Source organism: Streptomyces yaizuensis (genome assembly GCF_034961445.1).
GTDB lineage: Bacteria > Actinomycetota > Actinomycetes > Streptomycetales > Streptomycetaceae > Streptomyces > Streptomyces yaizuensis.
Genome location: NZ_BSBI01000011.1, coordinates 95042 through 117769, shown reverse-complemented (window position 1 = coordinate 117769; position 22728 = coordinate 95042). Strand labels below are relative to the sequence as shown.

Sequence of the window (22728 nt, the reverse complement as noted above, 5' to 3'; positions counted from 1 at the left end):
CTGTGTGTAGCGGTGACCGGACTTGAACCGGTGACACAGCGATTATGAGCCGCTTGCTCTACCGACTGAGCTACACCGCTTTGATATCGGATCCCCTCCGCCCGAAGACGGAGGATCACCGCTACCAGAGCCCCAATACGGAATCGAACCGTAGACCTTCTCCTTACCATGGAGACGCTCTACCGACTGAGCTATTGGGGCGAGCGATGAAGACATTACACGGTCCCTCGCCGATCGCCCAAATCCGTTTCCTGCGCCCCTGTCCGGCATGACCCTCAGCGGCCCCGCGGGGTCGTCCGGAGCCCGGCACGGAGGGGTGCCGCGGGGCCGTCGGGGCAGGTGGGACTCCGGCTCCGGCCCGGGCGTGCCGGGCTCCGAACGCGCCGATTCCCTGTCGTGCTCTTGCCGTGCCTCTTGCCGTGCCTCTTGTCGTGCTTCTTGTCGTGCTTCTTGCCGTACTGCCGGGCCCGCGCGCCTGCCGGGCGTGCCGGAGCGCACGCCCCGGCTCACCGGTACGACTATTTCGCTCTTCCCTGAGGCGCGCGCGGACCGCCCCTAGGCTCGGCCCAGGCTGCGTGATCTTCCTCTCCCCCGCGCGGCCCCGGTCCCGACCGCCCCCGCAGGAGCGCGATGCCCGACAGTCAGCCGCAGTCGTCCGACGGCGCGACCGCCGACACCACCGCGCTGCTGCTGTGCGGCGCCCGGCTCACCGACGGCCGCACCGTCGACGTACGGCTCAGCGGCGGGCGCATCGAGGCCGTCGGCACCGCGGGCAGCCTCGCCGCCCACTCCGCCCGGGTGGACCTCAGCGGCTATCTGCTGCTGCCCGCGCCCGCGGAGCCCCACGCGCACGGCGACACGGCGCTCACGGCGGAGACCGCGGGCCCCGTCTCGTACGCCGGCGACGACGTCCAGCGGCGGGCCACCGAGGCGGCGCTGCTCCAACTCGGGCACGGGGCCACCGCGCTGCGTTCCCACGTACGCATCGGACCCGTCCAGGGCCTCGGACCGCTGGCGGCGGTGCTCCAGGCGCGCCGCTCGCTGCGGGGGCTCGCCGATCTGACGGCCGTCGCCGTGCCCCGGCTGCTCACCGGCGTCGCGGGCGCGGAGGGTCTGGCGATGCTGCGGGACGCGGTGCGGATGGGCGCGGCGGTGGTCGGCGGCTGTCCCGACACGGATCCGGATCCCACCGGCTATGTGCAGACCGTCCTGGAGGTGGCGGCGGAGCACGGCTGCCTGGTGGATCTGCACACGCACGGTGACGACCCGGCGCGGCTGGCCCGGCTGGCGGCGATGGCGGGCGGGCTGCGGGCGCGGGTGGCGATCGGGCCCTGCGCCGGGCTGGCCCGGCTCCCCCGCGACAAGGCGTCCCGGGCCGCCGACCAGCTGGCGGCGGCGGGAGTGACCGTGATCTGCCTGCCCCAGGGCGGCTGCGGCGCCCTGGAGCACCGGGGCAGCGCGCCCGTACGGCTGCTGCGCTCGGCGGGGGTACGGGTCGCCGCGGGCGGCGGGGCGCTGCGGGACGTGTCCAACCCGGTGGGCCGGGGCGACCCGCTGGAGGCGGCCTATCTGCTGGCCTCCCAGGCGGGGCTGCGGGCCCAGGAGGCGTACGACGCGGTCGGGCCGGCCGCCCGGGAGGCCATGGGGCTGCCGGAGGTCCGGGTGGAGGCCGGGTTCCCGGCGGAGCTGCTGGCCGTGCGCGGGGAGCGGCTCCCGGGCGTGCTCTCGCTCGCGTACAGCCGGATCGTCGTCCACCGGGGGCGGGTGGTGGCCCGGACCAGCGCGGTACGGGAGTACTGCGACTCGGCGGTGGCGGTGGCCCTGGAGCTGCCCCGGCAGGGCCGGCCCTGACCTGTCCGGAGCCGGAGCGGCCCGTGTCGCGGCCAAAGCCGGGGCGGGCCGGCGCCATCGGACGTACGGTCGAAGGCATGCGCATTGTCATCGCTGGAGGACATGGCCGGATCGCCCTTCGTCTGGAGCGGCTGCTCTCGGCGGGCGGGCACGAGCCGGTGGGAATCATCCGCAACCCGGACCACGCGGCGGATCTGCGGGAGGCCGGCGCCGAACCGGTCGTGCTGGACCTGGAGTCCGCCTCGGTGGACCACGTCGCCGCCGCCCTGCGCGGCGCGGACGCGGCCGTCTTCGCCGCGGGCGCGGGCCCGGGCAGCGGCGCCGCCCGCAAGGAGACGGTGGACCGGGCCGCCGCCGTGCTCTTCGCCGACGCGGCGGAGCTGGCGGGGGTGCGCCGCTTCGTGGTGGTGTCGTCGATGGGCGCGGACGCGGACCGGGAGGGCGACGAGGTCTTCGACGCCTACCAGCGCGCCAAGGGAGCCGCCGACGACGCCGTACGGGCCCGTGCCGCCCTGGAATGGACGATCCTGCGCCCGGGAATGCTGACGGACGACGCCGGCACCGGCCTGGTCCGTCTGGAGGCGTCCACGGGCCGGGGACCGGTGCCCCGGGACGACGTGGCGGCGGTCCTGTCGGAGCTGCTGGAGACCCCGGCGACCGCCGGTCTGACGCTGGAACTGATCAGCGGCTCGGTCCCGGTCGCGGTGGCCGTCAGGGACATCGCGGGCAACTGACCACCCGGGTCCCGGCGGGGCACCGATGAGCCCGGCCCGCCCCACCGGTCCCCCTTGATATGAGGACACCCATGCACACCATCGAACCCGTGATCGAAGAACACGGCGAACGCCCCTACGCGTCCATCCGCGACTCCGTCCGGATGGACGCCTTCGACACGATCGCCCACCGCTTCGGCGAACTGGTCACCTGGGTGACGACCCAGGGCTCCGCCCTCGCCGGGGCGCCCTTCTTCCGCTTCCACACGGTCGACCTGACGGGCGAATCGGACGTGGAGGCGGGCGTCCCGGTGACGACCCTCCCGCCCCCGGAGGGAGACATCCGCACGGGCACCCTCCCCGGGGGCCGCTACGCGACCCTGCGCTTCACCGGCCACCCGGACCAACTCTTCGACGTGGCGGACGAACTCCGCACCTGGGCCGCCCGGCAGGGCCTCGCCTGGGACCTGACGGAGACGCCGGACGGGGTGGAGCACTGGGGCTGCCGGCTGGAGTCCTACCTCACGGACCCCCGGGTGGAACCCGACCCGAACAAGTGGGAGACCGAGCTGTCGTTCCGCCTGGCGGACTGAGCGAGGGTCGCCTGGGCGACCTGGCAGGATCGACGCGCGGACGAGTTCTTCGGGGGAGGCCCGGTGGGCAGGCAACTGCGTGTCGGGATGGTGCTGCGCTCGTCCCGGGACAGGGACCCTACGAGTTGGCCGTCCTGGATCTGAGCGCCGAGGACCACCGGGTCGACTGGTCCTGGACCGAGGCCCGCGGCAATCGGGACCTCTCGGCGGCCGACGCTCTCGAACGTGCTCCTCGGTCTTGGCACAGTCGGCACAAGCCGCTGACGCTGTTGTGGGGTATCTCCAAAATCGCCGGAGGTCAGCCCCGACTGGCCCCGTGGCATCAGTTCCGTGAGGAGGCGGCGGAGTTGCTGGCCGAGTTCGGGCATCCGTTCGGGCATCCCGATTCCTCGGTGACGCCCGAGTACCCGTTCTGGCATCTGCGGACGAGCCGGCTGTGGGACGTGTACGGGATCCCGCCGGAGCAGGAGCCCCGATCCCTCGCGTCGACGTTCGACAGGCTCGACCCCGAGGGAGGCATGACCGAGCAGGCTGCTCGGCTGCTGGACGACCCGGCTGTCCGCGCGGGCGCGGTCGCGGCCCTGCGGGAGGTGTACCTCGCCGATGTCGACCACGCCGCGCTGATGGAACGGCTGGGACTGACCGGTTACGACAGCGCTTCCGGCGCCCCGGACGCCTTCGCGCAAGGGGCCGGGGAGGAGACCGGGGAGGAGCGGGCCGGGACGACGGGACCCGCCTCGCGGCGCAGGACGGAGGTCTCGCGGATCGACGGCGACGCCGGGCTCGCGGCCGGAGTGAAGCGTTTACACGGGGACCGGTGCCAGGTCTGCGGTCTGCGGCAGGGGCCAGAGCTGACACCACCGGGGGATGCAGAACGGCCCCGGTCAGCTGAAACGCTGACCGGGGCCGTTCTTATCGCGTGGCGGCGCCAGGATTCGAACCTGGGTAGGCTAAGCCGACGGATTTACAGTCCGCTCCCATTGGCCACTCGGGCACACCGCCATGGGATGGTGCCACCGGGGTGGCGCTCCACCTGTCGGTGGCGCTCCCTGGCGACGACGTAAACGATACCTGATGACCGGGGATGCTCCGCCACCGGATTGATCAGCCGTTGGAGGTGGCGCGGGTGGCTAGGCTTGCGGCCTGAGCGGTTCGGGGACTCCGGCCGTTCTCCACGCACCCGATACAAGGAGCCACAGGACATGGCCGACTCCAGTTTCGACATCGTCTCGAAGGTCGAGCGGCAGGAGGTCGACAACGCCCTCAACCAGGCCGCGAAGGAGATCACCCAGCGGTACGACTTCAAGAACGTCGGAGCGTCGATCTCCTGGTCCGGCGAGAAGATCCTGATGCAGGCGAACACCGAGGACCGGGTTCTGGCCATCCTCGATGTGTTCCAGACCAAGCTGGTCAAGCGCGGGATCTCGCTGAAGGCGCTGGACGCGGGTGAGCCGCAGCTGTCCGGCAAGGAGTACAAGATCTTCGCGACGATCGCCGAGGGCATCTCGCAGGAGAACGCGAAGAAGGTCGCGAAGATCATCCGGGACGAGGGTCCGAAGGGTGTCAAGGCGCAGGTGCAGGGCGAGGAGCTGCGGGTCACCTCCAAGAGCCGGGACGATCTCCAGGCCGTGCAGGCGCTGCTGAAGTCGCAGGACTTCGACTTCGCGCTCCAGTTCGTCAACTACCGCTGAGCGGGGCGGACGGCCCAGGGACCGGTGCCGCCGGGGCCGTGGGCCGTCCGGGAGCGAGGGCGGGAGTGATGTCCGAAACCCGCCAGCGCCGGCGGCCGGCGCGGCGCAGACTCGAAGCGTGGGGCGTACGGCGCCCCGGAGCGCGAGAGAGGGACGAGCCATGACCGCCGGGATCACCACCGGGATCACCGCCGGGATCACCGCCGGGGCGGTGTACACGACCGTCGACAGCCCGTTGGGCGCGTTGCTGCTGGTGGGCGAGGAGGCTCCGGACGCGCCCGGTGGGGTGGCCCTGGCGTCGCTGTCGTTGCCGGGGCAGAAGGGCGGGGCCGTCGTCGGGGACGGTGCGCGGCAGGCCCCCGGTGCCTTCGCGGAGATCTCCGGGCAGCTGGCGGAGTACTTCGCGGGGCAGCGGTCCCGTTTCGGGATCGCGTACGCCGACGGGGGCGGGACGGCGTTCCAGCGGCGGGTGTGGCGGGTGCTGGAGGAGATTCCGTACGGGACGACCGTGTCGTACGGGGAGATCGCCCGGCGGGTCGGCACATCGGCGGCGGGGGTGCGAGCCGTGGGGACGGCCATCGGCCGGAATCCGCTGCTGGTGGTGCGCCCGTGTCACCGGGTCATCGGGGCGGACGGGGCGCTGCGGGGCTACGCGGGTGGTCTGGAGCGCAAGGAGCGGCTGCTGGCGCTGGAGGGTGCGCTGGGGTCATGACCGGCCCCCAGGAGCGTCAGGAGTCCCGGGAGTCCCGGGAGGACATCGCGGCGGACGGGCTCTTCCCGCTGCCGCAGCAAGGGCCCGTGCCCGGGGTGCCGGTCGAGGTCGCTCCCGGTGCCGTGCATCTGCCCGGGTGGCTCTCGGTCGAGCGGCAGCGGAGGCTGGTCGACGCGTGCCGGGAGTGGGCGCGGGGGCCGGTGCCTCTACGGCATACGGTGCTGCCGGGTGGCGGGGTGATGTCGGTGCGGACGGTGTGCCTGGGGTGGCACTGGCAGCCGTACCGCTACTCGCGTACGGCGGACGACGTGAACGGGGCCCGGGTGGCGCCGTTCCCCCCGTGGCTGGCGGCGTGGGGCCGTGAGGCGTTGGCGGCGGTGTACGGGGAGGCCGGGGACAGCGCGTACGCCCCGGACACGGCTCTGATCAACTTCTATGACGGCGCCGCGCGGATGGGCCTGCACCAGGACCGGGAGGAGCGCTCCAGCGCTCCTGTGGTCTCGCTGAGCGTCGGCGACCGCTGTGTCTTCCGGTTCGGCAACACCCGGACGCGGGGGCGCCCGTACACCGATGTGGAGCTGGCCTCCGGGGATCTCTTCGTCTTCGGCGGGGCGGCCCGGCTGGCGTACCACGGGGTGCCGAAGGTGTATCCGGGGACGGCCGTCCCGGGGACGGGGATGCGGGGCGGGCGGCTGAACATCACGCTGCGGGAGACCGGGCTGCCGGGCTGAGCGCGCCCGGCGGCACGCGGGGTCAGCGGGAGGCGAAGGGGCTGGAGGCGTTGTCCGTGGGCACGATCTCCTTGCCCAGGGGCAGCAGCGAGACGGGTATCAGCTTGAAGTTGGCGATGCCCAGCGGGATGCCGATGATCGTCAGGCAGAGGACGATGCCGGTGACGACGTGCCCCAGCGCCAGCCACCAGCCGGCGAGGACGAGCCAGAGCACGTTGCCCACGCAGGAGGGGGCGCCGGCGTCCCGGCGGTCGACCACGGTGTAGCCGAAGGGCCACAGGGCGTAGACGCCAATCCGGAAGGCGGCGAGGCCGAAGGGTATGCCGATGATCGTGATGCAGAGCAGCACGCCCGCGAGCATGTACCCCAGGAACATCCAGAAGCCGCACAGGACGAGCCATATGACGTTCAGAACGGTCTTCATGTGCGAGGACCTGCCATCTGTTCGAGCCGGGCGATGCGTTCCGCCATCGGCGGGTGGGTGGAGAACATCTTGGACAAGCCCTTCCCCGGCCGGAAGGGGTTGGCGATCATCATGTGGCTGGCCGTCTCCAGGCGGGGCTCCGGTGGGAGCGGCAGCTGCTTCGTGCCGGCGTCCAGCTTGCGCAGGGCGCTGGCGAGGGCGAGCGGGTCGCCGGTGATCCTGGCGCCCGAGGCGTCCGCCTCGTACTCCCGCGAGCGGCTCACGGCGAGCTGGATGATCGAGGCGGCCACCGGGCCGAGGATGAGGATCAGGAGCATCCCGAGGATGCCGGGGCCGTCGTCGTCGGACCGGCCGATGGGAATCAGCCAGGCGAAATTCACCAGGAACATCACCACGGAGGCGAGGGCTCCGGCGACCGAGGCGATCAGGATGTCCCGGTTGTAGACGTGGCTCAGCTCATGGCCGAGGACTCCGCGCAGCTCCCGCTCGTCCAGGATCCGCAGGATGCCCTCGGTGCAGCACACCGCCGCGTTCCTCGGGTTGCGGCCGGTGGCGAACGCGTTGGGCGCCTGGGTGGGCGAGATGTAGAGCCGGGGCATGGGCTGGCGGACGGAGGTGGAGAGCTCCCGGACGATGCGGTAGAGCCCCGGGGCCTCGAACTCGCTCACCGGGCGGGCGCGCATCGCGCGCAGCGCCAGCTTGTCGCTGTTCCAGTACGCGTACGCGTTGGTGCCGAGGGCGATGACGAACGCGATGATCAACCCCGTACGGCCGAAGAAGCTGCCGATGACGAGGATGAGGGCGGAGAGTCCGCCGAGGAGTACGGCGGTCTTCAGCCCATTGTGCCGGCGGTGCACGGTACGCCCTCCAGATGGTGCGGCAGAGGAACCCTTCGCTGTGGTGCTCCACTCTCCAGTGGACCCTTCTGTACTGGTCAACGCCAGGCGAAGGGCCTCAGTTCCCCGGCGGCCGCGGGGACGGGGGCGGCCGTTCGGGTGATCCGGGCCACGCGCCGGCGGCCACCCGGGGCCTCCCGAGGGCCTCCCAGGGGCCTCCCGGGGGCGGAGGGCTGCCGCCGGGAGGGCAGGGGAACCTCAGAAAAGGCTGGTCGCAGCGAAGCGGAGGACGAGTTCCGGGTAGCCGGAGAGCGCCACCGAGGCGACTGCGGTCAGGGCGATGGCCAGGGTCAGGGCGGGGGCCGCGACGGTCGTGTCCGCCGCCGGAGCGGTGCCGTCGGCCGTCTTCGGCAGGGGTGCGGCGTCCCCGGTGTCCGGCGCCGGGGCGCGGAAGAGCACCGCCGTCCACTTCAGGTAGTAGAAGAGGGCGACGACCACGTTGACCGCCATGACGACCGCCAGCCAGCCCAGCTCCGCGTCGACCGCGGTGGAGAAGACCGTGACCTTGGCGAAGAGCCCGATGATCCCCGGGGGCAGCCCGGCGAGGCAGAGCAGGAAGAAGGCGAGGGCGAGCGCGGCGAGCGGGCTGGAGGAGACGAGCCCCCGGTAGTCGGAGATCCGGTTCAGCGGCTTCGTCCGGGCGACCAGGGCCACCACCGCGAAGGCCCCGAGGTTCACGACCGCGTACATGAGGGCGTACGCGACGGTGGCGCCGACCTGGTCGTCGCTGGAGTACGCGGCGGCGGCGATGGGTACCAGGAGGTACCCCGCCTGGCCGACGGAGGACCAGGCGAGGAGGCGTACGGCGCTGCGCGGACGGTCGGGGTCCTGGCGCAGGGCGGCCGCGTTGCCGGCGGTCATGGTGATCGCGGCGAGCACGGCGACGGCGGGGCCCCACACGTCCGCGTACCCCGGGAACGCGACGACGGTCACCAGGATCAGCCCGGAGAAGCCGACCGCCTTGCCGACGACGGAGAGGAAGGCCGCGATGGGCAGCGGGGCGCCGACATAGGTGTCGGGGACCCAGAAGTGGAAGGGGACGGCGGCCGTCTTGAAGGCGAAGCCGACGAGGGTCAGCGCCACGCCCGTCTTGGCGAGGGTGTCCAGCTGGCCGGGGACGCTGCCCAGCTCGGCGGCGATGCGGGTGAGGTGCATGCTGCCGGTGGCGGCGTACACGAAGCTCACGCCGAGCAGGGTGACGGCGGTCGCGGTGACGGAGGAGAGGAAGAACTTCAGCGCCGCCTCGCTGGAGAGCCGGTCGCCCCGGCGCAGGCCGACGAGGGCGAACGCGGGCAGCGAGGCGACCTCCAGGGCGACGACCAGGGTGGCGAGGTCGCGGGAGGCCGGCAGCAGGGCCGCGCCGGCGGCGGAGGCGAGCAGCAGGAACCAGTACTCCCCCACCGGGTACTCGCGGTGGACGCGGTGGAGCGACAGCAGTGCGGTGATCAGCGCGCCGCCGAGGACGAGGAGCTGGACGGCGAGCGCGAAGTGGTCGGCGGTGTAGCTACAGGTGTCGGTGTCACCGGTGAGGCAGAAGGTACGGCTCTCGCCGTCCCGCAGCGGGACGAGGGAGGCGATCGCGGCGACGAGTCCGACGACGGCTCCGGCGCCCAGCCAGCGCTTGTGGCGCTCGGGGACGAAGAGGTCGGCGACGAGGAGGGCGAGCGCGACGACCGCCGTGATGGTGGGGGGCGCGATCGCGAGCCAGTCGACGGACTGGACGACGCTCACGGTCCCGTCCGCGGTGACCAGGGGGGCACCGCCGTCGGTGATGATCACGACTTGCCTCCTGCGAGCAGCTGCTGCACGGCCGGGTCGGTGAGGCCGAGGAGGACCGCGGGCCAGAGTCCGGCGAGGACGGTGAGGGCGACGAGGGGGGACCAGGCGGCCAGCTCGTACGCGCGGACATCCGGGGGTTCGGCGGCCTCGCCGGCCCCGGTCGCTTCGGTGGCGGCCGCCGTGGCGGGAGAGCTTCCGGTTCCGGTTCGTGCGGCGGGCGCGGGGGCGCCGGTCGCGGGCCCGGAGGTGCCGGTCGCGGGGGCCGCCGGGGCGGGGGCCCGGTGGGCGCCCATGCAGACGCGGCGGACCACGATCAGCAGATACGCGGCGGTGAGCAGGGTGCCGAAGCCGCCGATGACCATGAAGGTGAGGAAGGCGGGGCGGCTCAGGCCGTCCGCCGGGTCGAAGGCGCCGAACAGGGCCAGCATCTCGCCCCAGAACCCGGCGAGGCCGGGCAGTCCGAGCGAGGCGACGGCGGCGAAGGCGAGCAGCCCGCCGAGGCGGGGCGCCCGGCCGTAGAGGGCGGCGCCGGTGGCTCCGGCGAGGGTGTCCAGGTCGGCGGTGCCGTAGCGCTCCTTGACCGCTCCGACCAGGAAGAAGAGGAGGGCGGTGATCAGTCCGTGGGCGATGTTGGCGAAGAGCGCGCCGTTGACGCCGGTGGGGGTCATGGTCGCGATGCCGAGCAGGACGAAGCCCATGTGGCCGACGGAGGAGTAGGCGATCAGCCGCTTGAGGTCGCCACTGGCGCCCTCCCGGGCGAGGGCGAGGCAGGCGAGGGAGCCGTAGATGATGCCGACGACGGCGAAGGCGGCCAGGTAGGGGGCGAAGGTCCGCATGCCGTCGGGGGCGATGGGCAGGACGATCCGGACGAATCCGTACGTACCCATCTTGAGCATGACGCCCGCGAGGAGGACGGAGCCGACGGTCGGGGCGGCGGTGTGGGCGTCGGGCAGCCAGCTGTGCAGCGGCCACATCGGGGTCTTCACGGCGAGGCCGATGCCGATCGCCAGAACGGCGATGACCTGCGTGGACGCGGTGAGGCCCCGGCCGTTGTCAGTGGCGAGTGCCACCATGTCGAAAGTGCCGCTCTTCAGCCCGATGAGAAGGAGACCGAGCAGCATGACGACGGAGCCGAGCAGGGTGTAGAGGATGAACTTCATGGCGGCCGGCCCGCGTTCCGCGCCGCCCCAGCGCCCGATGAGGAAGTACATCGGGATGAGCACCATCTCGAAGGCGAGGAAGAAGAGCAGCAGGTCGAGGACGGCGAAGGTGGCCAGCGTCCCCGACTCCAGCACCAGCAGCAGGGCGACGAACGCCTTGGGGGACGGGCCCTTTGGCATCCGGTAGTAGCTGTAGAGCGCGCAGAGGAAGGTCAGCAGCGCCGTCAGGACCAGGAGGGGGAGGGAAATGCCGTCGACACCGAGGTGGATCCGGACGTCGAGCGCCGGGATCCAGCTGATGTCCGTCGTGGCCTGCATCTTCGACGGCTGGTCATGGTCGAACCCGATGACCAGGGCGATGACCGCGGCGAGCACCGCGCCGGTGACGGTCACGCCGTGGCGCAGGACCGCCTGGTCGGGGTTCTTCCCGCGCAGCCCCGGCGGGGCGGGCAGCAGCGCGGCCACGGCCCCGATGAGCGGGCCGGCGACGATGAACGCGAGAAGGAACTGCATCACGGACTCGCTGATATCGATCACGGCTCACGATCCGGCGTTGACATTGGACAGGACGACGACGGCGACCGCCAGGACGACGGAGCCCGCGAGCAGCACGCTCAGATAGGTCTGCACATTGCCGGTCTGGGCGCGGCGCACCAGCCGGCCGAGCCACTGGGTGCCGGCGCCGGCGCCGCGTACATAGGTGTCGACGACCTCGCGGTCGAGGAAGCGGACCAGTTCGGCGCCGGCGAGCACGGGGCGGACGAAGGCCGCGTGGTAGACGGCGTCCAGGTGGAAGCCGGACGCGGCGTGGCGGTGCAGGGGGCCGAGGAGGAGCCGCCCGGGGTCGGTGGGGTCGGGGGCCGAGGCGATCGAGCCGTACACCGGGGTGTGGGACTCGACGGCCTCCGCCTCCACGACGGACGGCGGGGCGTCCGGGTGGGCGACGGTCGCGCCCAGGGGGAAGCGGTCGCCGTCCCGGGCGCGCAGGCCGCGCCAGGCGCCGTAGGTGAGGACCCCGCCGATCAGGCCGGCCCCGGTGCCGAGGACGGCGGTGACCAGGGTGGGTTCGAGGGGGTGGCTGTCGAACCAGTCGTCGAGGTAGCCGAAGGTGAGGCCGAGTCCGAGGGAGGGGACGGCGAGCAGCCAGAGCACACCGGTCATCGCGAGGGGTTCGCGGCCGTGGTCGGGGGCCTCGGGTCCGTGGCCCCGGAAGGCGAGCAGCCAGAGCCGGGTGGCGTAGGCAGCGGTGAGGAGGGCGGCGAGCAGGCCGGCGACGAGGACGGTCCAGCCGGCGGCCGTGGGGGCCGCGGTGGAGTCGCCGAGCGCGGTGTGCTCGGCGGCGACCAGGACGGCCTCCTTGGAAAAGAAGCCGGCGAAGGGAGGGATCGCGGCGAGGGCGAGGAGGGCGACGGTCATCGTCCAGTAGGCGTCGGGGATGCGCCGGGCCAGGCCGCTCATCCGGGCCATGGCGGCCAGTGAATTGGTGCCGGCGGCGTGGATGACCACACCGGCGGCGAGGAACAGCAGGGCCTTGAAGGCCCCGTGGGTGAGGAGGTGGAAGACGGCCGCGCCCCGGTCGGCGACGGCGAGCGCGCCCGCCATGTAGCCGAGCTGGCCGATGGTCGAGTAGGCGAGGACGCGTTTGATGTCGTCCTGGGCGAGGGCGGCGAGACCCGAGCCGACCATGGTCACGGCGGCCATGACGGCAAGGACCGTCAGCGCGGCCGGGGAGGCGGCGAAGACGGGCAGCAGCCGGGCCACGAAGTAGATACCGGCCGCGACCATGGTCGCGGCGTGGATGAGCGCGGAGACGGGGGTGGGGCCGGCCATCGCGTCGGGGAGCCAGGTGTGCAGCGGGAACTGGGCCGACTTGCCCGCCACACCGGCGAGCAGGAGCAGCGCCACCAGGGTGGGGTGCTCGATCCGCCCCTCGGCGACGGCGTCCAGGACGCCGCTGATCCGGAAGGTCCCGGCGTCGGTGGCGAGAGCGAAGAGACCGATCAGGAAGGGGACGTCGCCCAACTTGGTGACCAGGAACGCCTTCAGGGACGCGGCGCGCGCCTCGGGGGTCTCCCAGTAGTGGCCGACGAGGAAGTAGGAGCAGATGCCCATGATCTCCCAGCCGACCAGCAGCACCATCAGATCGCCGGAGTAGACGACGAGGAGCATCGCGGCGGTGAAGAGGGAGACGAGAGCGGCGTAGGAGGGGTAGCGGGGGTCGTCGCGGAGATAGGCCGTGGAGTAGATCTGCACACAGGTCGCGACCACGGCGACGAGGACGGCGACCAGGGCGGCGAAGCCGTCGATGTGCAGGGCGAGGTCGATGGGGACCGAGCCGGTGGGGGTGAGGCGGGTGGCCGCGTCGACGGTCTCCCCGCCGCCCTGGCGCACGGCGACGACGACCGCGAGGACGGCCGAGGCCAGCGTGGGCACGATGGCGAGCGGCCGGACGAAACCGGGGGCCGTGCGGCCGGCGGCGAGGCCGGCGAGTGCGCCCAGGAAGGGAAGGAGGGGGACGAGGACGGCGAGGGTCGTGGTGGTCACGCGGTGGCCTCAGCCTTCTGCGTCCGCTGCGCCGGGGCGGCCGCGCCGGGGTCGTCGGGGGTGCCGTCGGGGCCACCGGGGGGTTCGGCGGTGTCCCGGAGCCGGTCGATGTCGGAGGTGCCGCGGTTGCGGTAGACCATCAGGACGATCGAGAGGCCGATGCCGATCTCGGCGGCGGCGATGGCGATGGTGAAGAGGGTGAGCGCCTGGCCGGAGTGGAGGGCGTCGCGGAGCCAGACGTCGAAGGCGACGAGGTTGAGGTTGACCGCGTTGAGCATCAGCTCGACGGACATCAGGACGAGGATCGCGTTGCGGCGGGCGAGGACGCCGTAGATGCCGGTGCAGAAGAGGAGGACGCTGAGCACGGCGGGGTAGGCGAGGTGCATCAGCGCTCTCCCTCGGAGTCGGCGGCCGGGCCGGAGCCGCCGTCCCGGGCGGGGGCGGCCGGGTCCTCGGTGGCGGCGGTGCCCCGAGCGGGGGTGCCGGTGCCCCGGGTGGGTGCGGCGGTGCTCCGGGTGGGTGCGGGGAGGCGGTCCTCGGCGCGCTTGCGGGAGAGGACGATCGCTCCGACGAGCGCGGCCAGCAGCAGCACGGACAGCGCCTCGAAGGGCAGCACCCAGTGCTGGAAGAGCATGGCGCCGGTGACCTCGGTGGAGCCCTGGACCGGGCCTTCGAGGTCGATCCAGGTGGTCCGGAAGGCGTCCACGACCACCCAGACCAGGGCGGTGGCGGCGGCTCCGGCGACGCCTGCGGCGATCCAGCGGTTGCCGGAGTCGGCGTCCGGGGAGGGGCCGATGGGTGCCCTGGTGAGCATCAGTCCGAAGAGGAGGAGGACCACCACGGAGCCGACGTAGATCAGGACCTGGACCCAGGCGATGAACTCGGCCGTGAGGAGGAGGTACTCGACGGCGAGGCCGCCGAGGGCGACCACCAGCCAGAGGGCGGCGTGCACCAGCTGGCGGGTGGTGACCGTCATCAGGGCCGCGCCGAAGGTGACGAGGCCGACGAGGAGGAAGGTGATCTCGACACCGGTGGGCGAGAGGAAGCCCGGGGCTTCGGCGGCCAGCGTCGTCACGGCCGTCCCGGCGGTGCTGGTCGCGCCGGTCACGCCGGTCGCACCGGCCATGGCTGCTGCGCCGGTCATGCGGGGCCCTCCTCGGCGGTGGGCACGTCCGGGCCGGGCCGGTCCGTGGGCGCGTCCTGGCCCGCCGGGGTGTCCTGGGCGGGCCGGGTGTCCTGGGCCGACTGCCCGGCGGCGGGCTGCCCGGCGGCGGGCTGCTCGGCGGTGGCCTGGGCAGCGGCGTCAGCGGCGGCTTCGGCCTCGGTGGCGGCCTGGGCGGCCAGTTTGTCGGCGGCCTTCCGCGCGGCGGCGATCTCCTTCGGCTCCTCGGCGGCGGGGTCGAGCGCGGGCGGCGCGGGCACCGTCCACATCCACTCGCGGAGCTTGTCCCGCTCGTGGGTGAGTTCGCGGATGTCCGTCTCCGCGTACTCGAACTCCGGCGACCAGAAGAGCGCGTCGAAGGGGCAGACCTCGATGCAGATACCGCAGTACATGCAGAGGGAGAAGTCGATGGCGAAACGGTCGAGAACGTTACGGCTGCGCTCGCGGCCGCCGGGGGCGGCGGCGGGGACCGTCTCCTTGTGGGAGTCGATGTAGATGCACCAGTCGGGGCACTCACGGGCGCAGAGCATGCAGACCGTGCAGTTCTCCTCGAACAGGCCGATCACGCCGCGGGTGCGGGGCGGAAGGTCGGGCTGGACGTCCGGGTACTGCGCGGTGACGGTCTTCCGCGTCATCGTGCGGAGGGTGACGGCCAGACCCTTGGCCAGTCCGGAGCCGGGGATGGGAGACATGATCAGGAAGTCACCACCTTCACGACGCCGGTCAGGGCGATCTGGGCGAGAGCGAGCGGGACCAGGGTGGTCCAGGCGAGTTTCTGCAACTGGTCCTCGCGCATCCGTGGATAGCTCACCCGCAGCCAGATGACGACGAAGGCGAGCACGGCCGTCTTGAGCAGGGTCCACACCCAGCCGAGGCCGTCGGCGCCCCAGGGGCCGTGCCAGCCGCCCAGGAAGAGGACGGTGGTCAGACCGCAGAGGACGACGATGCCCGCGTACTCGGCGAGCAGGAAGAGCGCGAACCGCAGACCCGTGTACTCGGTGTAGGCACCGAAGATGATCTCGGAGTCTGCGACCGGCATGTCGAAGGGCGGACGCTGGAGTTCGGCCAGGCCCGCCACGAAGAAGACCAGGGCCCCCGTGATCTGCCAGGGGATCCACCACCACTCGAAGGCGTCCAGGATGCCGGGGAGCGAGACCGTGCCCGCCGCCATGGCGACCGACGCGGCGGCGAGCAGCATCGGCAGCTCGTACGCGAGCAGCTGCGCCGCGGTGCGCAGGCCGCCGAGGAGGGAGAACTTGTTGGCCGATGCCCAGCCCGCCATCAGCGAGCCGAGGACGCCCGCGCCCATGACGGCCATGACGAAGAAGATGCCCGCGTCGATGACCTGGCCGACCATGCCCTCACCGGGGCCGATCGGGATGGCGACCAGCACGAGGAGGTAGGGGAGCAGGGCGACGGCGGGCGCGAGCTGGAAGACACGGCGGTCGGCGTTGGCCGGGACCACGTCCTCCTTCTGCGCGAACTTCACACCGTCGGCGACCAGCTGCGCCCAGCCGTGGAAGCCGCCCGCGTACATGGGGCCGAGGCGGCCCTGCATATGGGCCATCACCTTGTGCTCGGTCTGCCCGATGACGAGCGGGAGGACGAGGAAGACGGCGAAGACGACGAGCAGCCGTAGGGCGACGTCGAGAGCGTCGTTCACGCGGGGTCGCCTCCGGCGGGGTCGTGGGGTCTGGGGTGCTCGTCGGTGTCATCGGGCCCGGCGGTCACGCCCTGGTCCGCGGGTTCGGCCGCTGTGACCGCTTCGGCCGCCTTGACCGCTTCGGCCTCGGCTTCGGGGCCGTCCTGGTTCTCCGGTTTGTCCCGGTCCGATGGTTCGGGGCGGCCTTCGGGGTCCGGCTTCGTGCCGCTTCCGTCCCGTGTGTGGGAAGGTCCGGCATCGGTGGGCTCGGCGGGGCCGGCGGGCTCGGGGGCGGACGGGCCGTTCCGCTCCTGCGCCGTCCCCGGCACGGGGGTGTCGAACGCCGGGCGGGCGTGGTGCCACGGGGCGTCCGACGCACCGGGCCGGGGCTCGGCGGCGGGTCCCTGGGGCCCCGCGCTCCCGGTCGCCCCTGTGTCCTTGGGGGCCTCGGCCGTCCCGTTGGTCTCGGTCGTCCCGGTGGCCTCAGTGGTTCCGGTGGCCTCAGTGGTTCCGGTGGCCTCAGTGGTGCCGTCGGCCCGGCTCAGGCCGGGCGAACCCGGGCCCGCGCCCGAGCCCGGTTCCGGTGCGTGTGCCGGGGTGTCCTGGGGCGGCGCGGCCTGGCTCGCGGAGCCCTCGGCGGCGCTGCGGGTGCGGCGCGGCGGGGCCGGCCGGCTCGCCGAGCCGTCGCTCGCGCTGCGGACCCGGCGTACGGGACGCTCCCCGGCGGCCGGCGTCTCCGGGGCGGCCTGGCTCGCGGAACCCTCGCTCACGCTCCGGGCGCGGCGCACGGGACGGTCCCCGGCGGCGGCCGCGGCGCGGGGGGCGCGGGCCGGGCGGGCCGGGGCCGGGGGCAGCTGGCCCTTGAGCGGGCCCCACTCGTTGGGGTCGGGCACGCCCGGCGGCAGCATCTGACGCCGCTTGGGCCCGCCGTGCTCGGACTCGCCCGGCTCCTTCGCGCCGGGCCACGCCTTGGCGACCCGGGCGGCGAGGACGAAGTCCTTGCGCAGCGGATGTCCCTCGAAGCTCTCCGGCAGCAGCAGCGGCACGAGGTGCGGGTGGCCGGTGAAGTCGACGCCGAACATCTCGTGGGTCTCCCGCTCGTGCCAGCCGGCGCCCGCGTAGACGCCGATGGCGGTCGGGAGCGCGGGGGCCTCGTGCGGAACCGTCGTACGGAGCAGCAGCCGGCGCACCCGGCCCACCGCCGGGGAGACGACGTGGGCGCAGACCCGAAAGCCCGTACCCGGCTCGTCCACCGCGCTCAGCCAGTCGAAGTAGGAGCAGCCGAGGGCGTCACGGGCGGTTTCCAGGGCCGTGATCCAGGAGCCGGCCGGCACATCGACGGTGAGGAGGTCGTAGGCGTACTCGGCGGTGGCGTCCGGGCCGAAGACGTCGGTGACGCCGTCCGGGAGGCTGTCGTACACGCTCACTGCCCGGCCTCCTTCTCCGCACCGGGCGCGGCAGGCGGGTCCGGGGACGGCACAGGCTCCGGGGACGGCACAGACACAGGCGCCGGAGCCGGGGGCGGGGTGACCAGGCCGCTGCGGAGCTGTCCGGCGGAGGCCCGGCCGGTGGCGCCGTACCGCTCGCCGAGCGATTCCCGGGCGATCTTCTCCTGGAGCTTCAGAATGCCCTGGAGCAGCGCCTCGGGGCGGGGCGGGCACCCCGGCACGTAGACGTCGACGGGGATGATCTGGTCGACGCCCTTGGTGACCGCGTACGAGTCCCAGTAGGGCCCGCCGCAGTTGGAGCAGGCGCCGAAGGAGATGACGTACTTGGGCTCGGGCATCTGCTCGTAGAGCCGCTTGACGGCCGGGGCCATCTTGTCGGTGACGGTCCCGGAGACGATCATGAGATCGGCCTGGCGCGGCCCCGGCGCGAAGGGGATCACCCCGAGCCGGATGAAGTCGTGGCGTGCCATCGAGGCGGCGATGAACTCGATGGCGCAGCAGGCGAGGCCGAAGTTGAAGACCCAGAGGCTGTAGCGGCGGCCCCAGTTCAGGACCACCTTCATCGGCTCGGGGGCGAGCCGGGAGAGCACCCCGAGCCGCTGGGGCTCCGGCAGCGGCACCGGGCCGGAGCCCGCCGGCGCGGCGGGAGCGGCCGCCGGCACCGGGGCGCCCGGCGAGGAGGAGTCCGGCGAGGGGGTCACGTCCATGCCAGGACGCCCTTCTTCCATGCGTAGAGCAGTCCCACGGCCAGGAAGCCGAGGAAGATGAACATCTCCACCAGGGTGGTCGCGCCGTAGCCCGGAGCGGCGAAGACCGTGGCCCAGGGGAAGAGGAAGATCGAGTCCACCGCGAAGATCACATAGAGGAAGGCATAGACGTAGTAGCGGACCTGGGTGTGCGCCCAGCCCTCGCCGACGGGGTCCACTCCGCACTCGTAGGTGAGCAGTTTCTCGGGCGTGGGCACCACGGGCCGCAGCAGCCGGCCCGCGCCGAACGCCACCGCGACGAAGAGCACGCCGATCACCGCGAGCAGCCCGACCGCCGAGTAGCTGTTGTAGTACTCGGTGTGGTCGGCCGCGAGCACGGCCACGGTCGGTTCCGGCACGTCCGCCCCTCGCTCCCTGACCTGTGCAGATCCCCCGGCCCACCAGGCTCCCTGCCTGGCCTCCCGGGCGATCTGTTCGACGATCTGTGTTCCGTACGGACGCGAGTCTAGGCCCTGCTAAAGAGACGGTAAGCAGGAGTGTCGGCACAGCCGCCGGGTCGGGAGGTGGGGATATCCCCCTGCCGACCCCACCGAGCCACCCCATGGCGCGAAAGACCCGATACCAGGCAGGCTGGCCTGCATGACCGTGAGCAGCACCCCCTCCGACGCCGCCTTCCGGGCCGCCGGAGACGACCGTCGGCGCGTCCCCTCCCCGCACCGCGCCCCCGACCGCACCGCCGACCGGGCGCCCGACCGCGCCCCGGCCGACGAGGCCGGGCTCGCCGGGCTGCCCGGGTCGGCCGGGTCGGCCGCACTGCCCGGATCGGCCGGCTCTGGCGGCTCGGGCGGGCTCGGAAAGGCCGGCGACGACCGCCCGCCGCCGCCCCGGCTCGCGTACGACGGTCACACCTGGAAGGAAATCGCCCATCTGGTGGCCGACCTGCCCCTGGCGATCGTCGGATTTGTTTACGCGACGTTCACAATCATGGTGGGCGCGACGCTGTCGGTCACCGTGGTCGGGCTGCCCCTGCTGGTGCTCGCTCTCGCCGGGGCCCGGCTGCTCGGGAAGGGCGAGCGGGCCCGGGCGCGGAAGCTCCTCGGGGTACGGATCGACGAGCCGAGCCCGCCGCACGGGGGCCGGCGCGACATCGGCGTCACGGCCCGGCTGTGGGAGGCGCTCAAGGACCCGGTCGGCTGGCGGACGATGCTGTTCTGCCTGATCCGGCTGCCCTGGGGGCTCCTCACCTTCACCGTGGTGACGGTGGGTCTCTTCGTGCTCTGGCCGGTCCTGCCGTTCATCGTGCGCGGGCTGGCCAACGCGGACCGGGCGATGGTGCGGGGGCTGCTCTCCCCCTCGGACGAGCTGGAGCGGCGGGTCGCCGAACTGGAGTCGGACCGGGGGGTGGTCGTGGACACCGCCGCCGCCGACCTCCGCCGCATCGAACGCGACCTCCACGACGGGGCACAGGCCCGTCTCGTCGCCCTCGCCATGGGCCTCGGACTCGCGAAGGAAAAGCTGCTGGAGGACCCGGACGCGGCGGCCGCCATGGTCGACGAGGCCCATGGCGAGGTGAAGCTCGCCCTCCAGGAACTCCGCGACCTCGCCCGGGGCATCCACCCCGCCGTCCTCACCGACCGGGGGCTCAACGCGGCGCTCTCCTCCGTCGCCGCCCGCTGCACCGCTCCCGTACGGGTGGCGGTGGACCTCGCCGAGCGGCCGGCGGCAGCGATCGAGGGCATCGCCTACTTCACCGTTTCCGAACTGCTCCAGAACATCAGCAAGCACGCCCGCGCCGGCAGCGCGAACGTGGAGGTCTGGCGGGCGGGGGACCGGCTCCTCCTCCAGGTGGACGACGACGGGGTGGGCGGGGCGAGCCTCGACCGGGGGACCGGGCTCGCCGGGCTCGCCGAGCGCCTCGGCGCCGTCGACGGGCTCCTGGTGGTGGAGTCCCCCGTGGGCGGCCCGACCACGGTCACGGTCGAGGTGCCTTGGCGCGACCGGCCCCGGGGCTGAGACCGGCCACGAAGCCACGAAGCCACGACAGCCTGCCCGGACGCCCGCACGCCCGCACGCTTACGACCCGTCGGCCCGTCGGCCCGGGGTAGGGAAAACCCCCGTCCCAAGACGCCGACGCTCCACATGGTGTGCCCCTCCCCGTCCGGCGCACCCTTGACCCCATGACAGCCCGTACCGAAGAACGGACGATCCCCATGGCCATGGACCACCAGCTGGAGAGGCCCGACAGGTCCGGGTACCCCGCCCGCCGGGTGCCCGCGCCCCTGCGGGCCCCGTTCGAGGCACGGACCTGGCGCGAGTTCGGCCATCTGATGCTCAGCCTGCCGATCAGCGTGTTCCTCTTCGTCTTCGGTCTGCTGACGGTCACGCTCAGCGCCGGCCTGCTGGTCACCTTCCTGGGGGTGCCGATCCTGGCCGCCGGCCTCACCCTCTGCCGGGGCTTCGGCGCGCTGGAGCGCGCGCGGGCCCGGGCGCTGCTCGGGATGGAGATCGACGACCCCGAGCCGCTGCGCCCCCGCGGCGGCGGGCTGATGCCCTGGGTCGGCGCCGTGCTCAAGAGCGGGTCGTCCTGGCGGCAGCTGCTCTACACGCTGATCCACTTCCCCTGGGCCGTGATGGCCTTCACCGCGAGCCTGGTGTTCTGGACGACGGGCTGGCTCCTGGCGCTGTACCCGCTGTGGCAGTGGGTCCTGCCGACCTACACCGACCAGCCCGGCATCCAGCTGTACGGGAACAGCGAGGGCGACGCCTTCTACCTCGACACCCCGTTCGAGATCGCGGGCGCGACGCTCGTGGGGCTGCTGGTCCTGCTGGCGGCCTCCTGGCTGATCCGGGGCTTCGCCCAGGTGGACCGGCTGATGGTCGGCGGGCTGCTCGGTCCTTCGTCGCTGGCGACCCGGGTGGTCGAGCTGGAGTCGGACCGGGGCGTGGTCGTGGACACCGCCGCCGCCGACCTCCGCCGCATCGAACGCGACCTCCACGACGGGGCACAGGCCCGTCTCGTCGCCCTCGCCATGGGCCTCGGACTCGCCAAGGAGAAGCTGCTGGAGGACCCGGACGCGGCGGCCACCATGGTCAACGAGGCCCACGGCGAAGTGAAGCTCGCCCTCCAGGAACTCCGCGACCTCGCCCGCGGCATCCACCCCGCCGTCCTCACCGACCGGGGACTGAGCGCCGCGCTCTCCTCAGTCGCCGCCCGCTGCACGGTCCCGGTCACCGTCCGGGTCGACCTGGAGTCCCGGCCGGCCGCGGCCATCGAGGGCATCGCCTACTTCACCGTTTCCGAACTGCTCCAGAACATCAGCAAGCACTCGCGTGCCACCCGCGCGACCGTGGAGGTCTGGCGGGCGGGCGACCGGCTCCTCCTCCAGGTGGACGACGACGGGCAGGGCGGTGCGACGCCGGACGGCGGCACCGGGCTCGCCGGGCTCACCGAACGCCTCGACGCCGTCGACGGGGTCCTCGCCATCGACTCGCCCCCCGGCGGCCCGACCACGGTCATCGCCGAGCTGCCCTGGCGCAACTGACCCACGGCCCCCTCGGTCCGGCCCCACGCCGACCCCCGCAACGGCCTCCGCAACGGGCCCCGCGACGGCCCCCGCGAGGCCGTTTCGCCGGTGTCGCCGGCCCGCTGACCTGACGCAGTTCCCCCGGTGCGGCTCCCCGTACCCGGTCCGGCCCCGGATACTGGGTCTTCGGTACCGACAGCGGGACAGCAAGGACATGGGGGCGTCAGGCAGTGGTGGATGCGGTGGAGGACAGAGTACGGATCGTGATCGCCGAGGATTCGGTGCTGCTCCGGGAGGGGCTGACCAGGCTCCTGAACGATCGCGGACACGAGGTCGTGGCCGGCGTGGGCGACGGAGACGCGCTGGTCAGGATCGTCGGCGAGCTGGCGTCCCAGGGCGCGCTGCCGGATGTGGTGGTCGCCGACGTCCGGATGCCGCCCACCCATACGGACGAAGGCGTCCGGGCGGCGGTACGGCTGCGCAAGGACCATCCGGAGCTGGGTGTGCTGGTGCTCTCCCAGTACGTGGAGGAGCAGTACGCCACCGAGCTGCTGGCAGGCAGCAGCCGGGGCGTGGGCTATCTCCTCAAGGACCGGGTGGCCGAGGTGCGCGAGTTCGTCGACGCCGTGGTGCGGGTGGCCCGCGGTGGCACCGCGCTGGACCCCGAGGTGGTCGCCCAGCTGCTGGGCCGCAGCCGCAAGCAGGACGTACTGGCCCATCTCACCCCCCGCGAGCGGGAAGTCCTCGGTCTGATGGCCGAAGGCCGGACGAACTCCGCGATCGCCCGCCGGCTCGTGGTGAGCGACGGAGCGGTGGAGAAGCACGTCAGCAACATCTTCCTCAAACTCGGGCTCTCCCCGAGTGACGGGGATCACCGACGCGTACTGGCCGTGCTGACCTATATCAATTCCTAGCGGGACCGGCACTCCGCCATCAACCCGGACCGCCGGCCGGTCCTAGTACCAAAGGACGAGCGGGAAGCCTCTTCCTGGAACCCCCCGGGGAGAGGGTTAAATGACGACAAACCAGGTCATCGAGGCGTCTCACGGGCTGGTCCACCATATGAGCAACCCAGGGAAGGGCACCCTTACCCACGTAGGGTGGCTCTCTGGGCGACCAGTGGGACGGTCGGCCCGAGCAGCCGCCTCAAG

21 protein-coding genes and 3 tRNA genes are annotated in these 22728 nt (G+C 72.8%); 9 read left to right on the top strand and 15 right to left on the bottom strand.

Annotated features, from left to right (window positions below; translation table 11 throughout):
* Positions 1-7: 7 nt before the first annotated feature.
* Both SYYSPA8_RS24825 and SYYSPA8_RS24820 read right to left on the bottom strand, forming a co-directional pair.
* A tRNA-Met gene (locus SYYSPA8_RS24825) sits at positions 8-80 on the bottom strand.
* A 48-nt stretch (positions 81-128) separates the two neighbouring features.
* A tRNA-Thr gene (locus tag SYYSPA8_RS24820) sits at positions 129-201 on the bottom strand.
* A 429-nt stretch (positions 202-630) separates the two neighbouring features.
* Between SYYSPA8_RS24820 and SYYSPA8_RS24815 the strand changes: the two genes are divergently transcribed.
* The 3 genes from SYYSPA8_RS24815 (at position 631) to SYYSPA8_RS24805 (ending at position 3157) form a co-directional block, all read left to right on the top strand.
* Complete coding sequence (locus SYYSPA8_RS24815; protein WP_323449524.1) at positions 631-1851, top strand: amidohydrolase family protein; 1221 nt, start codon at positions 631-633, stop codon at positions 1849-1851.
* A gap of 77 nt (positions 1852-1928) precedes the next feature.
* Positions 1929-2585 carry an NAD(P)H-binding protein gene (locus tag SYYSPA8_RS24810; protein ID WP_323449523.1) on the top strand — a complete coding sequence of 219 codons (657 nt, stop codon included), beginning with the start codon at positions 1929-1931 and terminating at the stop codon, positions 2583-2585.
* A 71-nt stretch (positions 2586-2656) separates the two neighbouring features.
* Positions 2657-3157 carry a GyrI-like domain-containing protein gene (locus tag SYYSPA8_RS24805; protein WP_323449522.1) on the top strand — a complete coding sequence of 167 codons (501 nt, stop codon included), beginning with the start codon at positions 2657-2659 and terminating at the stop codon, positions 3155-3157.
* 920 nt (positions 3158-4077) lie between these two features.
* On the opposite strand, the gene SYYSPA8_RS24800 is transcribed toward SYYSPA8_RS24805, so the two are convergent.
* A tRNA-Tyr gene (locus SYYSPA8_RS24800) sits at positions 4078-4159 on the bottom strand.
* Between the two features lie 200 nt (positions 4160-4359).
* Between SYYSPA8_RS24800 and SYYSPA8_RS24795 the strand changes: the two genes are divergently transcribed.
* From SYYSPA8_RS24795 to SYYSPA8_RS24785, 3 genes are all read left to right on the top strand, one after another.
* Positions 4360-4848: a YajQ family cyclic di-GMP-binding protein gene (locus SYYSPA8_RS24795; RefSeq protein ID WP_323449521.1), complete on the top strand. Its 489-nt coding sequence runs from the start codon at positions 4360-4362 to the stop codon at positions 4846-4848.
* 160 nt (positions 4849-5008) lie between these two features.
* Positions 5009-5560: a methylated-DNA--[protein]-cysteine S-methyltransferase gene (locus tag SYYSPA8_RS24790; protein WP_323449520.1), complete on the top strand. Its 552-nt coding sequence runs from the start codon at positions 5009-5011 to the stop codon at positions 5558-5560.
* A complete protein-coding gene (locus SYYSPA8_RS24785) occupies positions 5557-6291 on the top strand; it encodes an alpha-ketoglutarate-dependent dioxygenase AlkB family protein (protein WP_323449519.1) in 735 nt (244 codons plus the stop codon). The genes SYYSPA8_RS24790 and SYYSPA8_RS24785 overlap by 4 nt, the downstream gene beginning before the upstream one ends.
* A gap of 22 nt (positions 6292-6313) precedes the next feature.
* Here the strand turns inward: SYYSPA8_RS24785 and SYYSPA8_RS24780 are convergent, their stop codons facing one another.
* From SYYSPA8_RS24780 to SYYSPA8_RS24725, 12 genes are all read right to left on the bottom strand, one after another.
* Entirely contained in the window at positions 6314-6715 is a 402-nt protein-coding gene (locus SYYSPA8_RS24780) for a YccF domain-containing protein (RefSeq protein WP_323449518.1), read from the bottom strand.
* Positions 6712-7572: a zinc metalloprotease HtpX gene (gene htpX / locus SYYSPA8_RS24775; RefSeq protein ID WP_323449517.1), complete on the bottom strand. Its 861-nt coding sequence runs from the start codon at positions 7570-7572 to the stop codon at positions 6712-6714. The genes SYYSPA8_RS24780 and htpX overlap by 4 nt, the downstream gene beginning before the upstream one ends.
* Before the next feature lie 237 nt (positions 7573-7809).
* A complete protein-coding gene (locus tag SYYSPA8_RS24770) occupies positions 7810-9384 on the bottom strand; it encodes an NADH-quinone oxidoreductase subunit N (RefSeq protein ID WP_407706081.1) in 1575 nt (524 codons plus the stop codon).
* A 2-nt stretch (positions 9385-9386) separates the two neighbouring features.
* On the bottom strand, positions 9387-11063 hold the full coding sequence (locus SYYSPA8_RS24765; RefSeq protein ID WP_323449715.1) for a complex I subunit 4 family protein: 1677 nt from the start codon (positions 11061-11063) through the stop codon (positions 9387-9389).
* Between the two features lie 27 nt (positions 11064-11090).
* On the bottom strand, positions 11091-13094 hold the full coding sequence (locus SYYSPA8_RS24760; RefSeq protein WP_323449515.1) for an NADH-quinone oxidoreductase subunit 5 family protein: 2004 nt from the start codon (positions 13092-13094) through the stop codon (positions 11091-11093).
* Positions 13091-13480: an NADH-quinone oxidoreductase subunit NuoK gene (gene nuoK / locus SYYSPA8_RS24755; protein WP_323449514.1), complete on the bottom strand. Its 390-nt coding sequence runs from the start codon at positions 13478-13480 to the stop codon at positions 13091-13093. The genes SYYSPA8_RS24760 and nuoK overlap by 4 nt, the downstream gene beginning before the upstream one ends.
* A complete protein-coding gene (locus SYYSPA8_RS24750; protein WP_323449714.1) occupies positions 13480-14220 on the bottom strand; it encodes an NADH-quinone oxidoreductase subunit J family protein in 741 nt (246 codons plus the stop codon). Before SYYSPA8_RS24750 ends, nuoK begins: the two co-directional genes overlap by 1 nt.
* A 14-nt stretch (positions 14221-14234) precedes the next feature.
* Positions 14235-14948 (bottom strand): NuoI/complex I 23 kDa subunit family protein, encoded by a 714-nt coding sequence (locus SYYSPA8_RS24745; RefSeq protein ID WP_323449513.1) that lies wholly within the window; start codon positions 14946-14948, stop codon positions 14235-14237.
* A gap of 2 nt (positions 14949-14950) precedes the next feature.
* Complete coding sequence (locus SYYSPA8_RS24740) at positions 14951-15919, bottom strand: complex I subunit 1/NuoH family protein (RefSeq protein WP_323449512.1); 969 nt, start codon at positions 15917-15919, stop codon at positions 14951-14953.
* The gene (locus tag SYYSPA8_RS24735) at positions 15916-17325 is read right to left on the bottom strand and encodes an NADH-quinone oxidoreductase subunit C (RefSeq protein WP_323449511.1); all 1410 of its coding nucleotides are present in this window, start codon (positions 17323-17325) and stop codon (positions 15916-15918) included. Before SYYSPA8_RS24735 ends, SYYSPA8_RS24740 begins: the two co-directional genes overlap by 4 nt.
* A complete protein-coding gene (locus SYYSPA8_RS24730; protein ID WP_323449510.1) occupies positions 17322-18053 on the bottom strand; it encodes an NADH-quinone oxidoreductase subunit B in 732 nt (243 codons plus the stop codon). The genes SYYSPA8_RS24735 and SYYSPA8_RS24730 overlap by 4 nt, the downstream gene beginning before the upstream one ends.
* Positions 18044-18451, bottom strand: a complete 408-nt coding sequence (locus SYYSPA8_RS24725; protein WP_323449509.1) for an NADH-quinone oxidoreductase subunit A — start codon at positions 18449-18451, stop codon at positions 18044-18046. The genes SYYSPA8_RS24730 and SYYSPA8_RS24725 overlap by 10 nt, the downstream gene beginning before the upstream one ends.
* Before the next feature lie 241 nt (positions 18452-18692).
* Here SYYSPA8_RS24725 and SYYSPA8_RS24720 point away from each other — a divergent pair, with 241 nt between their 5' ends.
* The 3 genes from SYYSPA8_RS24720 to SYYSPA8_RS24710 all read left to right on the top strand — a co-directional run bounded on the left by SYYSPA8_RS24720 (position 18693) and on the right by SYYSPA8_RS24710 (position 22491).
* Positions 18693-20066 (top strand): sensor histidine kinase, encoded by a 1374-nt coding sequence (locus SYYSPA8_RS24720; RefSeq protein WP_323449508.1) that lies wholly within the window; start codon positions 18693-18695, stop codon positions 20064-20066.
* 164 nt (positions 20067-20230) lie between these two features.
* A complete protein-coding gene (locus tag SYYSPA8_RS24715; RefSeq protein ID WP_407706074.1) occupies positions 20231-21595 on the top strand; it encodes a sensor histidine kinase in 1365 nt (454 codons plus the stop codon).
* Positions 21596-21819: 224 nt separating this feature from the next.
* Positions 21820-22491, top strand: coding sequence for a response regulator transcription factor (locus tag SYYSPA8_RS24710; RefSeq protein WP_323449507.1), 672 nt, complete (start codon positions 21820-21822; stop codon positions 22489-22491).
* Positions 22492-22728 lie beyond the last annotated feature (237 nt).